Below are 13,599 nucleotides of genomic sequence, written 5' to 3'. Positions count from 1 at the left end.
TCATGAGCCAGACAGCCGATCAGATGGAGCTTCGCGAAGAGGACATTCGCAAGCATTACGCCGCCGCCACCGCCCTGCTCACCGGGTTCGACCACACACCACGCATCGCGTCCGGCAATGGCGCCGAGGAGGCAGAGGAACGCTCCCCCGGCATCGCGCGCACCCGCCGTTTCCGCTCGACCACCCCGGGCCTCGCCACCCGCCGCCAGACCGTCAAACACGGCGTGCAGTTGCGCGCCACCATAGAGGCCGCCGATGACGAGGATGCGTTGACTTCGCCGCAACAGGCCACCGTTCTGCACACGCTCCGCCGCGCCATCGCCATCGCGCAGGCCGTGGCGGAAACCTATGCTGAAGCCACCGGGCTTTCCGATCTCAAACGCGCCAACCTGGAGGGCGCGCTGCCCGCCAACCGCAAGAGCGAATTCAGCGAGCTGCTCACTGCCGAGGCGCTGATCACCGCGTATAGCTGGGCCAATGCCACCGCCTATCTGCTCTCAACCCACACCACCGAGACCACGGTCGAGGTGGGCGAGGTCGAGGAACTGATCACCGATAATGGCCAGATCGCCCTGCACGGTCTGCTCTGGGAACTCGATCAGGATATCGAGCGGCACGCCCCCGATGACGCCCACCTGATCGCCACGATCAGCGCCTTCGCCGAACAGGTCATGGAAAAGGTGAACCTGCGCGCCCAGACCGCCCCGCGCCTCGCCCCCTTCACCGGCGCGTCCTGGCATATCGAGGCCGACGACCTGACCATCCGCGGCTTTACCCCCGCGGCCAAGGCGAAATCCTCGACTCTGACCATGACGTTCAAGAAACCGAACGAGATCATCGGCAACCACATCGCGAAATATCAGGCGCTGAAGCTCTCCAAAATGCTCATGGCCTATGATTTCGACCGCAAGCTGAACCCGTTCACCGAGCTGGGCGGCTTCATCTTTACCTTCATGGGCGATGGTAAACCGGGCACCGGCAAGACCATCCTGATCCAGATGATGGCCGGTCTGATCAACGACTATTGCAAGGTGGCCGATTACCCCTTCCGCTACCAGAACCTCAGCACCGACAATATCGACAGCTATCAGGGCAAGTCGGGCCAGAACACCAAGGCCTTCGTCAACAATGTGATCGACCCCAACGTGATCGGCTTTGGCACCATCGACGATATCGACCAGATCGCCGGCAAACGCGGCGACCGGCAGTCTTCGGCGGGCCAGCAGGAGATTACCGCCGTGCTGATGGAAAGCTTTGCCGGGGCCAACACCGTGGTGCGCGGCAATTGCACCTTCGGCATGTTCTCCAACTACCCCGAGAATGTGGACGACGCGCTGCGCCAACGCGCGGGTGCCCGGTTCCTCGTCGATGGGCCTCAGACCCGCGAGGATTACATCGACATCCTCTACCTGCTCATGGGCAAGAACCATTCGATCCCGCTGGGCGATCACGAGGTCTTTGCCGCACAGGAAATCAAGAAAGCCGTCGCCGCCAGCTTCGACAGCCATTCCCGCCCGCATGAACAGGGGCTTTTGAACGTCTTTGACCGCGTCCGCGATCAGATTGGGGAACTGGACACGATCACCAAGATGGGCACCTATCTCAAAGGCATTCAGGAAGCTGACGAACGCTTCACCGGCCGCGCCATCAAGAACATCACCGACGCGGTCAAGGTCCGCGCGATGGATTTTGAGCTGCCCGATGAATGGATGGAGAACCCCGAACTGTTCCTGCGCAAGGGCTATGACGAGAAGAAAGCCATGATCGAAGAGCTGCGCGTGCCGATCACCACCGACATGGTGCTGCAGGAGATCAACCGCTACGCGGATTCTGAGTTCCGCTATGCGGATAAGTCGGACGAGGTGGCGATCGAGGCCATGGTACGCGACTTCGGGCGGCAGGAAGAGGCGAAGCGTCGGTATTTGGAGAGCAAATCATGAGCGCCACGCCCGCCCCAACAGAGCGAAGGGCCGCGCCCGACCTGGAGGGCGCATGTGCTCCGGTTGGCCCGCGTGATCACTTCAAAGCAGGCACGTCGCGCGATTTGTGCATGACATCGCCAACGCGCCCTCCGGGGGGAGGGTCCGAGGGCTTCATGGAAACGCTCCGGGGGAACGTTTCGCCCGAGGACGGTCGAAGACCCGGACGGGCGCGGCCCGGGGTGAACCCGGGCATATATTCTCTACAATTTGTGTACTAGTTTTCCCAAAACAGGTGATGAAATGAGCCGAACAGCTTTCTTCCGTAAGATCGGTGCGGAATATGCCAACCCGCGCTGGAGTTGGTCAGCGGTAAATCACGACAAGAAAGAGGTGTATTTTGGCGCGTGGGACGACCGAACCACAGAATCATCCGCCGTAATACTTGATGAAGACTGGGCCTTGAATCGCGCTCGAAGATCTCCTGGATTTTCTGATGCCCAAAGAAAGCTCAAACACGTCGACGAGGAAGGATACGCGCTTCTTATCTTTAAAATGGTCAATGGCCGGATGCCGAATGAAGATGGGCCCTCTCAAATTCTCGAGTTGGATGAAACCCTGTATCCCGCGACGTTGACGAAAGCCGGTTCTCAATGGATTGCTGTGTTAGAGGGTCAGGAAGCAGAGATATCCGATGGCATTCACACTAAGATCGAGAAGCTTTTTCCTGAAGGGGCCAAGAAGACAGTCACGGTTGAGGCCATCGAACGAAACGGAGCAGCGCGGGAGGCCTGCATTCGGCACTTCGGCGCAAAATGCAACGTTTGCGAAATGGATTTTCAAAAGGTCTATGGTGATTTGGGCAAGGGATTTATCCACGTCCATCACCTGAACCCGATGAAGCTCGTGCGGCAGGAATACTCGGTGGACCCAACCACGGATTTGGTGCCTCTTTGTCCGAATTGCCATGCCATGGTGCATCGCGTAAATCCACCACTTTCTCCTGATAAGCTAAGGAAAATCATTCGGCGACAAGAGCTTCCCCAATGAACCGCCTCATCCAATCCGGCCTCATGTTCGGCAATCTGATCCACGTGGACAGCCCCGCGCTCGTGGACCGCTATAACCGCGCGCTCAAGCATCTGACCGGCAAGACCACCACCCTGACCGATTTCCACATCGACATTTCCGGCTTTTCGCCGGAGGTGGGCGAAGACCTGAACGACCCGCTTTACCTCAACCATCGCGGCGTGAACCGGCAGTTCATCCTGCTCACCACCGAGCAGAAAACCGCGCCGCTGCTCGACGCCACTTTCTCCACCTCCCGCACCATCCTCAAGGACTTCATCCAGACCAACGAGGCGCAGCTTTTTGCCCTTACGGCCCGCGATGCCGTCGCAGGCGAGCTGGTCAATTCCGTCTTCGACGTCTCCGACCCCGTCCGCCTGTTCGACATTCACAAGATCACCGTCGAGGCCGACACCACCGGCAATACCCTGCGCGAAGCGGGCGAATTGGCGGCCATGGTGGACGAGTTCAAGACCCGCGAGGATGCGTGGTTTGACGATGTGCTGATCGCCAAGATGATCAGCCACGCCAAGCGCACCGGCGACATCATCCGCAACCCTGTGCTGCTCGATCACATGGAATTCGAGACGCGCAATTTCTGGACCGCGCATTTCGGCGGATGCTACCTGTTTCGCGGGGTCGATCACCCGGCGCTGATCACCGCCGGGGACAAGGATGCGCTGCGCGATCTGCCGATCAAATACACCTTTGACCTGACCGAGCGGAACCGCATCGCCAAGTTCTTTGACTATAACGATCTGGTCGAACCCATCGTGAAAGCGCGCGGCATCGACGCCGCAGCGATCCTGCGGCAGAAAATGGATTTCATCGTGGTGGACGCCGCGCAAGAGGCCGGGATCGACCTCAGCGGTGCCACCCGCCGCGACATCCGCCGCCTTGCCCGCAACCACGCCGATCAACTGCCCGAGGCGTACCATGGCCTGCGGCAACTGGTGAACTGGGCCGAGGGCGCGGGACAATGGCCGCGCATCTCATCCGAGCATCCGGCCTATTTCTACTCGCTCCGCGCCGCTGACACGCCCGACCGCGATCTGGTCAATATGCTGCTCGCCGAACTGGCCCCGATGGACATCCGCCAGCTTTTTATCTGCCACAAACAGCTTTTTTACCGCCTTTACCGTGGCTGGAGCGACACGAAACGCTCTTATGTGGTTGATTTCCTTGCCCGCGAGTATCAGGTGGACAAGGCAGGGGCGCGTGACGCACTCTTTGGCCATGACGCCCCCATGCAAGAAGAGCCCCCCGGTCCGCCCCCGCGCGAAGACATGATCGCCCGCGTGGGTCCATGGGGTGCCGTTGGGGGCGCGGTGAGAGGAAGGTAAAGATGTTCGCATTCCTGCGTCTGGCCGTGATTGGCCTGATCGTGCTGACGGTGGTCTATGTCTGCCTGTCCTTCTATTCCCGCGCCGTGCGACGCGGAAAGCTTGAAGCGGAGTGGGACGAAACCGGCAGGGACGGCGACCGCGATGCCTTTATCGAAGAGGGCTTGCGTGACTATGACGGATCGCTGCGCCGCAAGCTGATCCTGGGCGTCTATATCATTCCGATCACGCTGGTGGCGGCACTGGTCTATTTCACGAATTTCCACTAAGGCAACGAAAATGCGTTTTATCAAATGGCTCCTGATCCTCAGCTTCTGGACGCTGGTGGCGGCCTTCTTCCACTATACCCTGCCGCAGCATGACATCGCGCGGATCACCGACACCTATGAAAAGCGGATCGACTTTGGCGAAAACTCCATCTTCTGGGCCAAGGCCGATGTGGGCAATGCCGAAGGCGTGGTGAACCGCGATGTGTTCTTCATCCAGACGCGTGGCACCAATGACCGGGTCATGGTCTATCGCAACGAGGATACAGGCTGGGGCTGGCCGCCTTATTTCAAGTTCGACACCTCGAACCTGCAGGCCGAAGCCGCCGATCTGAAATCCACCGCAGAGGCCCCGAAATGGGTGGCGATCAAGCATTACGGCTGGCGCAACGAGTTCATCTCGATCTTTCCCAACGCCATTTCCGTGCGACAGGTGGACGGCCCGGATGTGACGATCATCCCGTGGCTCAACATCGTGATCCTCGTTTTCTCGGCACTGGTTTTCTGGGCGATCTGGGTGCGCTGGCGGCGGTTCCGTCAGGCGCGGATCGATCCGGTGCTTGAGGATGTCGAAGAGGGCCTTGCCGATGCGGGCGACGCAGTGAGCCAGACGGGTGGACGCATCAAACGGTTCTTCCAGCGCAAGTAAGCGCCGCGCTACCCAGCCCAAGATCCAAAACATGATCCCCGCGCAGATGCAGTGGCGCCTGACCGCTGCCTGCCAGATCGGGCGCGCGACGCAAATGCCGCGCCCGTCCATGACGATCAAATCCGACGATCCACAGCGCGTAGTCATCGGCGACATATTCCTGCACCGCCACCCAAAGCCGGTCGCGGGCATCGACCTCAAGCGCGATCAGTTCCCAGTCTTCAAGCTCGGGTACACCTTGCCAGCCCAAAACCTTGCGACACCCTTCCGACGCCGCATCTATCGCACGTGGAAAAACCTGTTCGTGGAAACCGGGCAACACCCGATTGAGCAAATCACTGGCTGACCCGCGCATTTCCAGCGCATGTGCCTGCGCAAGCTCGGGATCGGCAACCGTGATAGTGATATCGCCCCACTGCCCGATCCACTCCCCCCGTTCGGGTCGAAAGACAGGCAATCCGCGCATCTCATCTCTTTCCGTAATAGATCCCGACCACGTGCTCGGCCTCGGCAAAGAACAGCCAGCGTGACACCAGCACACCCGCCACATGGGCCAGCACCGCCAGTACACCCCAGAGGTGATTAAACGGCAAGAGCAGGAAGAGAACGGGAAGCACAAAGCCCAACCCAAACGCGATGGCGCGCAGTTTCAATGCATGGGCGCGACCCACTACATGGACCATCTCGCTTAGCAGGTAATTGGTGCCCGTATGGGGCGGCTCGAAGGCGCGCACGTCGCCGATCGCGCCCAGACCTGTGGCCGAGGCCAGATCGCTGCCAGACGAGACCAGCGCCTTGTCACCCAGAACCCACCACGCCACCTGCACCAATGCCGCAAGCACCAGCAAGCCGGTCGCCCATGTCACCTGACCAGCCAGGAGCGCACCACCCGCCAACGAAAGGCTCAGAAACAGCGCCGGCGTCAGCGGCAGCATGTTCCAGCGCGGCACCGTCTTGAGCTGTCCGTAAATCATTGACGTGGTGCCCACCGTGGCCAGTGACAGCAGCGCACCAATCCAGCCCAGCGGTTGCCATGCGCTGTCAAAGAACACCAGCCCGAGCGCATAGAGCCCCATCACCACCAGCGCCGCCACCGCGCAGACACCCTCGCGCGACAGCCACGAGCTTTGCCATTGGCTCATCGCCCGCCACGCACGTTCCGGGTGACCGAGGTGAAAGGTGGACAGGAGAAGCCCACCCGCCGCCAGAAAATAGGCGATCAGGAAGAAAACGAACCCCACCCAACCGGTCGGCTGTGGATAGCCAAGGCCAAGGAAGAACAGCAATCCAAAGCCCAGACCCGAAAGCGAGGTAAACAGAATGATCGACGGTGCCGGATGCATCAGATCTTCTCCAATGTGCGGTCAAGCCAGCCGAGGAATCCCGACAGGTTGCGGTGTTCTGCGGTTTCCGGAGTGGCCAGAAGCGGGGCGAGGATATCGACCTCGTCCAAGACATCCTTGGGCCGGGGCGGCAGGTATTTGTTGACCGGCTTGGTGCCCTGTTCCGGCATCAGGTCCATGCCGCCACGCTCCGCGACCAGCTGGCTCACGTCACTGTCGGGATCGCCCAGATCACCGAAATGCCGCGCGCCCGCCGGGCAGGTACGCACGCAAGCCGGTTCGCGGTCTTCCTCGGGCAGGTTCTCGTTATAGATGCGGTCCACGCAAAGCGTGCATTTCTTCATCACGCCCTCAGCCGCATCCATTTCCCTCGCACCATAGGGACAGGCCCAGGCGCAAAGCCCGCAGCCAATGCAGTGATCTTCGTTGACCAGAACGATCCCGTCCTCGACCCGCTTGTAGCTGGCCCCGGTGGGGCAAACCGTGACGCAAGGCGCATCGTCGCAATGCAGGCAGGATTTCGGGAAATGCACCAGCTTGGCGGTGCCTTCCTTTGGCGTGATCTCGTAGCTATGTACGCGGTTCAGGAAGGTGCCCGACGGCGTCCCATAGGGGTCCTGATCGGACAACGGCGCGCCATAGTTTTCGGTGTTCCAGCCCTTGCAAGCCACGACACAGGCATGGCAGCCAACACAGGTATCAAGGTCGATAACAAGGCCAAGCTTACGTTCGGTGGTTTCGGGCAATTGGGTCATGCCGTTACCTCCTCCATTGGCATCCTATGCGTGATCGACTCTTCCTTGGCCGGATCCCAGGTCGAGACGAACCAGACAAAGCTTGCAATGATCAGGACCAGGAAAACCGCGATGATCACCAATATGCGCTGCACTCCGCTCATTTCCCCACCTTCCACGTCAATTCATCCGGCCCCTGCCCCACGGGCGATTTGATCGTGCCATAGCTCGGCTGGCTGGCCTCTGGCGGAGCCGACTTCTCGATCTTCACCCGCAGGTCAAACCATGCCGCCTGACCGGTGACCGGATCGGAATTGGCCCAGCGCAGCCCGTCGCCCTTGGGCGGCAGAAGCTCATGGATCAGGTGGTTGAGCAGAAAGCCCTTGGTCGCCTCCGGCGCGTCCTCTTTCAGTGCCCAGGCCCCCTTGCGCTTGCCAATGGCATTCCAGGTCCAGACGGTATTTTCATTCAGCGCAGCCATCTCCATGACCGGCACCGTGATCTCGCCATGGGCCGAAATCACCCGCGCCCAATCGCCATCGGCAAACCCATGCTGCCGCATCAGTTTCGTCGGCAGGTAGAGCGGGTTGCGCCCATGGATCTGCCGCAGCCACGCGTTTTGCGTCCCCCACGAATGATACATCGCCATAGGCCGCTGGGTCAGCGCGTGGATCGGGTATTCCACCGGGTCCACATGCCCGTCCTCGAAGGGCGGATACCAGATCGGCAGCGGGTCCAGAGTGGTCTTGATCCGCTCGCGCAGATGCTCGGGCGGCTGGCGTTTGCCATGGCCCTCTGCGGCCAGTTGGAACCTGCGCATCGGCTCCACATAGAGCTGGAACAGATAGGGCGCTGCCGCATCAAAAATGCCCATCTCCACGGCCCAGTTCTGATAGGCCATGTTCCACGGTTTGTAATACTGCGCCTCGTCGGGGATGTGGCTGACAAAGAACCCGCCATTGGCGATGTAATTGTCCAACTGCCCCTCATTCGGCGCGCCGCGCCCATGGGTCAGCCCGTTTTCACCCATACGCCAGCCCGCCAGCGGGCCTATCCCCGGTTTGCGCTGATGGTTGACGATGTAATCCGCGTAATCGGCATATTTCGCGCTGCCATCCTCATTGACGAAACCGGGCATACCCATCCGCGCGCCAAGATCACAGAGCACCGATTGGAACCCACGCACATCGCGGTCAGGCTCCACCACCGGCCAGCGGATCGCATCCGCCGCCGCATCCGCCTCGCAGATCGGGCGATCGAGCAGCGAGATACAGTCATGCCGCTCAAGATAGGTGGTGTCCGGCAGGATCAGGTCCGCATAGGCCACCATTTCGGAGGAATAGGCATCCGAATAGATGATCCGGGGGATCACATACTCGCCGTTCTCATCGGTATCCGTCAGCATCTTCATGACGCCGCTGGTGTTCATGGACGAGTTCCACGCCATGTTCGCCATATAGAGAAACAGCGTGTCGATCTTGTAAGGATCACCTGCATGGGCGTTGGAAATCACCATATGCATCAGCCCGTGGGCCGACATCGGATTGTCCCATGTAAACGCCTTGTCGATCCGCGTCGGGCTGCCGTCCTCTTTTAGCAAAAGGTCATCGGGGCCACGCGGAAAGCCCAGATGCGGACCGTCGAGCGGCGATCCCGGTTTTGCCGACCCGTGCGGCGTCGGATGCGCTTCGACCGGTTTGGGATAGGGCGGTTTGAACCGGAACCCGCCCGGCGCTTCGACACTGCCCAGAAGAATCTGCAACACATGCAGCGCGCGACAGGTCTGGAACCCGTTGGAATGGGCGGAAATCCCGCGCATGGCATGGAAGCTGACCGGACGGCCGATCATCTTTTCATGGCGCTCCCCCCGGAAATCGGTCCACGGCTGATCAATCTCGATCGTTTCTTCGAACGCGACGCGCGCGATCTCGGCGGCCAGAGTCCTGATCTTGGCCGCCTTCACACCGCAGCGCTCGGCCACCGCCTCGGGCGCGTATTGCGGATCAAGATAGCGCTCGGCCAGGAAATGCATCACCGGTTTATGGGTGACACCGGCTTTGCGCAGGCCATGGCGCAGGTCGGGTTTGACCCCGGGCTGATCAAAGGGTGCCGGTTTCCCGGTGATCCGGTCCATGACCAGCTGCTTGCCATCTGCATCCCGCAGGAACAGGCCGTGTTCCGCTGACGATGGATCGCAATTCACGAGCACCGGAGCATTGGTGTAGCGCGCGAGGTAATCGAGGTCGATTTTGCCCGCCTTCAACAGCTCATGGACCAGCGCCAGGATGAACAACCCATCGGTGCCCGGCGTGATCCCCACCCAGTCATCGGCCACCGCGTTATAGCCCGTGCGGATTGGATTCACCCCGATGACCCGCGCGCCCCGTTCCTTGAGCCGTCCGATGCCCATCTTGATCGGGTTGCTGTCATGGTCCTCGGCCACACCGAAAATCATGAAAAGCTTGCTGCGCTCCCAATCCGGCTGGCCGAATTCCCAGAACGCGCCGCCCATCGTGTAAATGCCCGCCGCCGCCATGTTGACGGAACAAAAGCCACCATGGGCAGCGTAGTTCGGGGTGCCGAAATTTTGCGCCCAGAAGCTAGTGAAGCTCTGCGACTGGTCCCGCCCGGTGAAAAACGCCAGCTTTTCCGGCGCGGTCTCGCGCAGTGGTTTCATCCAGCTCACCGCAAGCTCCAGCGCCTCGTCCCAGCTGATTTCCTCGAACTCGCCCGAGCCACGCGGTCCCACCCGCTTGAGCGGCGCGCGCAGGCGTGAGGGCGCATTGTGCTGCATGATGCCCGCGCTGCCCTTGGCGCAGAGCACACCGCGGTTCACCGGATGGTCGCGATTGCCCTCGATATAGGCAACCTTGCCGTCCTTCATATGCACATTGATCCCGCAGCGGCAGGCGCACATGTAGCACGTGGTCTTGCGCACCTCGTCCGATACAACCGGCGAGGTATCAATTTTAGGCTGGCCCATTTTCACTCCCCTTCGCCGCGCACGACACCAAAAACCATGTCAAAATGCAAGCGCTTTCATTTGACGTCGTTCTGAGTTTTCACCCCAAAACGAAACGTTTATCTGCCTTCAATCGGAATATAGTCGCGCTGTTCCGGTCCGTTATACAGCGTCAAAGGCCGGATCAGGATATTGCTGCGCTGCTGTTCAAGGCACTGTACGAACCACCCGGGCATCCGCCCAATTGCAAAAATCGGCACATAGAGGTCCATCGGAATGCCGTGAAGCTGGTAGATGACGCCCGAATAGAAATCGACATTCACGTTCAGCCCATGGCGGCTGTAGGGCTTCATCGCCTCGACCACCGCCTGAAGGATTTCGTACCATTCCGGTGCGCCCATCTCTTCGCCCAGCTTGCGCACGCCTTCGCGCATATGCCGCGCGCGCGGGTCCTCGGCACGATAGACCCGGTGCCCGAAGCCGGTCACCGCCTCGCGGTTCTTGCGCTTGGCTTTCACATAGTCCGCCGCCTTGTCCGGGCTACCGATCTCATGCACCATTTTCATCACATCCTCGGCCGCGCCACCATGGGCGGGACCAGCCAGCGTGCTCAGCGCCGTGACCATCGCGCCATGCAGGTTCGCCTCGGTTCCCACAGTCACCCGCGCGGCAAAGCTCGACGCGTTGGCACCATGTTCCGCGTGCAGGATGAAATCCACATCCGCCAATCGCGCCGCATCTTCGGATGGTTTTTCACCCTTGAGCATCCAGAGCCAGTTCGCGGCATGGCTCAGCGTGGGATCGGCCGGAACCGGATCCCGCCCGTTACGAATGGCCTCATGCGCGGCGATGATCATCGGCACCTGCGCCGTGAGCCGGATCCCGTTGCGCAGAAACGCCTCTTCCCCGGTTTCCTGACTACCCGGCTCCAGCGCCGCCAACGCCGACACGGCGGTGCGCAGCACATCCATCGGATGCCCGTCCTTGCAGGCGCGGATGATGTCATGCACCTCACCCGGAAGCTCGCGTGCAGCCTTCAGCGCGGCATCGAATTCCCCCAATTGCTCCGCATTCGGCAACTCGCCATGGATCAAAAGGTAGCACACCTCTTCAAAGGTGGAATGCTCTGCCAGATCATGGATCGTATACCCGCGATAAAGCAGCTCGCCCTTGGCGCCATCGATATGGCTGACGCCGGATCGTTCGAAATAGATGCCCTTGAGACCCCGGTTGATCTTGACGTCATCGCTCATCGCTGGCTCCTTTCATGCAGGTATACGGAGGCATACATGCCGGTTCTGGAAAATTTTTTTGATCGCGCCCGCGCCAAACGCGCCCGCGTGGTGTTCCCCGAAATGGACGATCCCCGGGTGGCCGAGGCCTGCGCGCGGCTGCGTGGCGAAGGGTTGGCCGATCCGGTCGGGCTGGGCGATGTCACCGAGGCGCATGTCACCGCCCTGATCGAGGCGCGCGGGCTCAAAGAGGGCATCGCGCGACGGATGCTGAAAAAGCCCCTGTACCACGCCGCCGCCATGGTCGCCGCGGGCGAGGCCGAGTCGATGGTCGCCGGTGCCGACAGCCCCACGCGCCGGGTGATCGAGGCGGCCGCCATCGGCATTGGGCTGGCCGAGGGCGTCACCGTGCCCTCGTCCTTTTTCCTCATGCTGTTCCCCGATGGGCGCGAAATGATCTTTGCCGATTGCGCGGTCAACGTGGCCCCCGATGCGGCTGAGCTTGAGGCCATTGCCCGCGCCTCTGCCGCCACGGGTGCGGCGCTTCTAGGCCATGCGGATGTAGCGCTTTTGTCCTTTTCCACCGGCACCTCCGGCAGTGGCGACAGCGTCGATCTGGTGCGCCGCGTGGCCGAGGCCACGGGCTTTACCGGCCCGATCCAGGCGGATGCGGCCCTGAACGCCGCCATCGCCGCCAAGAAGGGTTTGGGGGAGGGCCGGGCCAATGTGCTGGTCTTCCCCTCGCTGGATGCGGGCAATATCGCGTACAAGCTCTGCCAGGAGCTTGCGGGCGCGCAGGCCATTGGACCGATGCTGCAAGGCTTCCGCCATCCGGTCTGTGACCTGAGCCGCGGCGCAACGGTGGATGACATTGTCGCCGCGACCGTGGTGACGCTGGCGCTGGCTTGATCCAGACCCATCACGCCGCCTCCATCAGGCTTTGGGCGTCCCGCGCAATCATGCGCTCTTCTTCGGCGGGGATCACCCACAACCCGACCTTGGAACTGTCTGCATGCAGCCGCGGCCGGGCACGGTGGTTGAAATCCGGGTTCATCCGCGCCCCAAGCCATTCCAACCCCTGACAAATGCGCGCCCGCACGGCGGTGGCGTTCTCCCCGATCCCGCCGGTAAAGGCGATGGCATCCACCCCCTGCATGGCCGCAATCAGGCTCCCGGCATGGCGCAGCGTCCAGTAGCAGAAATGCTCGATGGCAAAGGCGCTGTCGGCACTGGGGTCGAGCATAAGGTTACGCATGTCGGATTTGCCCCCCGACAATCCCAGCAAACCGCTTTCATGGTTCAGGATCGCCTTGGTCCGCTCCAGCCCGTTTTCCTCGACCAGCCGCAGTACCGCATTGGCATCGATCCCGCCCGACCGCGTCCCCATGGTCAGCCCATCCAGCGGCGAATAGCCCATGGTTGTCGCCACCGACTGCCCATTCAGGATTGCACAGAGCGACGCCCCATTGCCCAGATGAAACGCCAAAAGCCGCGAGGGCAGCTTCTCGCCCGAGATCTCCGGTAGCCGCCGCACCAGCGAAGCATAGCTCAGCCCATGAAACCCGTAGCGGCGAATACCCTTGGTCTCCATCATCTTGGGGATCGCATAGCGTGTCGCCACATCCGGGTTGGTCGCATGGAACGAAGTGTCGAAACTGGCATATTGCGGCAGGTCCGGGGCCAGCTCGGCCAGCGTGTCGATGGCGGCAAGGTTATGAGGGTTGTGCAACGGTGCCAGCGGCGAACAGGCCGCGATCTCGACCCGCACCTCGTCATTGATCCGCACCGGCGCGGTAAGCTTGCGACCGCCATGCACGACCCGATGCGCCGCCGCGCGCAAGTCTTTAACAGCGACACCGCGCGCCTCCAGCGCCTTGAGCACCGCCGCCAGCGCCGAACGGTGGTCGATGAACGGCAATTCTCGCCGCTCTCCGTCCACCTCAAGGAATGACGCCCCGCCAATACCAGCGGCGAGGCCCGAGAGCGATTGCTCAAGCGCGTTGTCGAACAGCGCGAACTTGATCGAGGACGACCCGGCATTGAGCACAAGGATTGCGCCCATGGCGCCGGGTCCGCCCATCAG

13 protein-coding genes are annotated in these 13,599 nt (G+C 61.3%); 6 read left to right on the top strand and 7 right to left on the bottom strand.

Annotation, left to right across the window (positions count from 1 at the left end):
• Nucleotides 1–2 precede the first annotated feature (2 nt).
• From PGB28_RS04785 to PGB28_RS04765, 5 genes are all read left to right on the top strand, one after another.
• The gene (locus PGB28_RS04785; RefSeq protein ID WP_271420349.1) at nt 3–1,940 is read left to right on the top strand and encodes an AAA family ATPase; all 1,938 of its coding nucleotides are present in this window, start codon (nt 3–5) and stop codon (nt 1,938–1,940) included.
• Nucleotides 1,941–2,222: 282 nt separating this feature from the next.
• The gene (locus tag PGB28_RS04780) at nt 2,223–2,969 is read left to right on the top strand and encodes an HNH endonuclease (RefSeq protein WP_271420348.1); all 747 of its coding nucleotides are present in this window, start codon (nt 2,223–2,225) and stop codon (nt 2,967–2,969) included.
• Entirely contained in the window at nt 2,966–4,330 is a 1,365-nt protein-coding gene (locus PGB28_RS04775) for a DUF6638 family protein (protein ID WP_271420347.1), read from the top strand. Before PGB28_RS04780 ends, PGB28_RS04775 begins: the two co-directional genes overlap by 4 nt.
• Before the next feature lie 2 nt (nt 4,331–4,332).
• Nucleotides 4,333–4,599, top strand: a complete 267-nt coding sequence (locus PGB28_RS04770; RefSeq protein WP_271420346.1) for a hypothetical protein — start codon at nt 4,333–4,335, stop codon at nt 4,597–4,599.
• 10 nt (nt 4,600–4,609) lie between these two features.
• Nucleotides 4,610–5,245: a DUF1523 family protein gene (locus PGB28_RS04765; protein ID WP_271420345.1), complete on the top strand. Its 636-nt coding sequence runs from the start codon at nt 4,610–4,612 to the stop codon at nt 5,243–5,245.
• On the opposite strand, the gene PGB28_RS04760 is transcribed toward PGB28_RS04765, so the two are convergent.
• The 6 genes from PGB28_RS04760 to PGB28_RS04735 all read right to left on the bottom strand — a co-directional run bounded on the left by PGB28_RS04760 (nt 5,220) and on the right by PGB28_RS04735 (nt 11,537).
• A complete protein-coding gene (locus PGB28_RS04760; RefSeq protein WP_271420344.1) occupies nt 5,220–5,711 on the bottom strand; it encodes a hypothetical protein in 492 nt (163 codons plus the stop codon). The two genes, PGB28_RS04765 and PGB28_RS04760, sit on opposite strands and share 26 nt — an antisense overlap.
• A 1-nt stretch (nt 5,712) precedes the next feature.
• The gene (locus tag PGB28_RS04755; RefSeq protein WP_271420343.1) at nt 5,713–6,588 is read right to left on the bottom strand and encodes a dimethyl sulfoxide reductase anchor subunit family protein; all 876 of its coding nucleotides are present in this window, start codon (nt 6,586–6,588) and stop codon (nt 5,713–5,715) included.
• Nucleotides 6,588–7,343 carry a 4Fe-4S dicluster domain-containing protein gene (locus tag PGB28_RS04750; RefSeq protein WP_271420342.1) on the bottom strand — a complete coding sequence of 252 codons (756 nt, stop codon included), beginning with the start codon at nt 7,341–7,343 and terminating at the stop codon, nt 6,588–6,590. Before PGB28_RS04750 ends, PGB28_RS04755 begins: the two co-directional genes overlap by 1 nt.
• Complete coding sequence (locus tag PGB28_RS04745; RefSeq protein WP_271420341.1) at nt 7,340–7,486, bottom strand: hypothetical protein; 147 nt, start codon at nt 7,484–7,486, stop codon at nt 7,340–7,342. The genes PGB28_RS04750 and PGB28_RS04745 overlap by 4 nt, the downstream gene beginning before the upstream one ends.
• Entirely contained in the window at nt 7,483–10,305 is a 2,823-nt protein-coding gene (locus PGB28_RS04740; RefSeq protein ID WP_408636211.1) for a molybdopterin oxidoreductase family protein, read from the bottom strand. The genes PGB28_RS04745 and PGB28_RS04740 overlap by 4 nt, the downstream gene beginning before the upstream one ends.
• Before the next feature lie 98 nt (nt 10,306–10,403).
• Nucleotides 10,404–11,537 (bottom strand): citrate synthase, encoded by a 1,134-nt coding sequence (locus PGB28_RS04735; protein WP_271420339.1) that lies wholly within the window; start codon nt 11,535–11,537, stop codon nt 10,404–10,406.
• Nucleotides 11,538–11,573: 36 nt separating this feature from the next.
• Here PGB28_RS04735 and PGB28_RS04730 point away from each other — a divergent pair, with 36 nt between their 5' ends.
• A complete protein-coding gene (locus tag PGB28_RS04730; protein ID WP_271420338.1) occupies nt 11,574–12,425 on the top strand; it encodes a phosphate acyltransferase in 852 nt (283 codons plus the stop codon).
• Nucleotides 12,426–12,435: 10 nt separating this feature from the next.
• Here PGB28_RS04730 and PGB28_RS04725 read toward each other — a convergent pair whose 3' ends face one another.
• On the bottom strand, nt 12,436–13,578 hold the full coding sequence (locus PGB28_RS04725; RefSeq protein ID WP_271420337.1) for an acetate/propionate family kinase: 1,143 nt from the start codon (nt 13,576–13,578) through the stop codon (nt 12,436–12,438).
• Nucleotides 13,579–13,599: the final 21 nt, after the last annotated feature.

Source organism: Primorskyibacter aestuariivivens (assembly GCF_028023675.1).
Lineage (GTDB): Bacteria > Pseudomonadota > Alphaproteobacteria > Rhodobacterales > Rhodobacteraceae > Marinovum > Marinovum aestuariivivens.
This window is presented reverse-complemented; position numbering and strand designations above follow the sequence as displayed.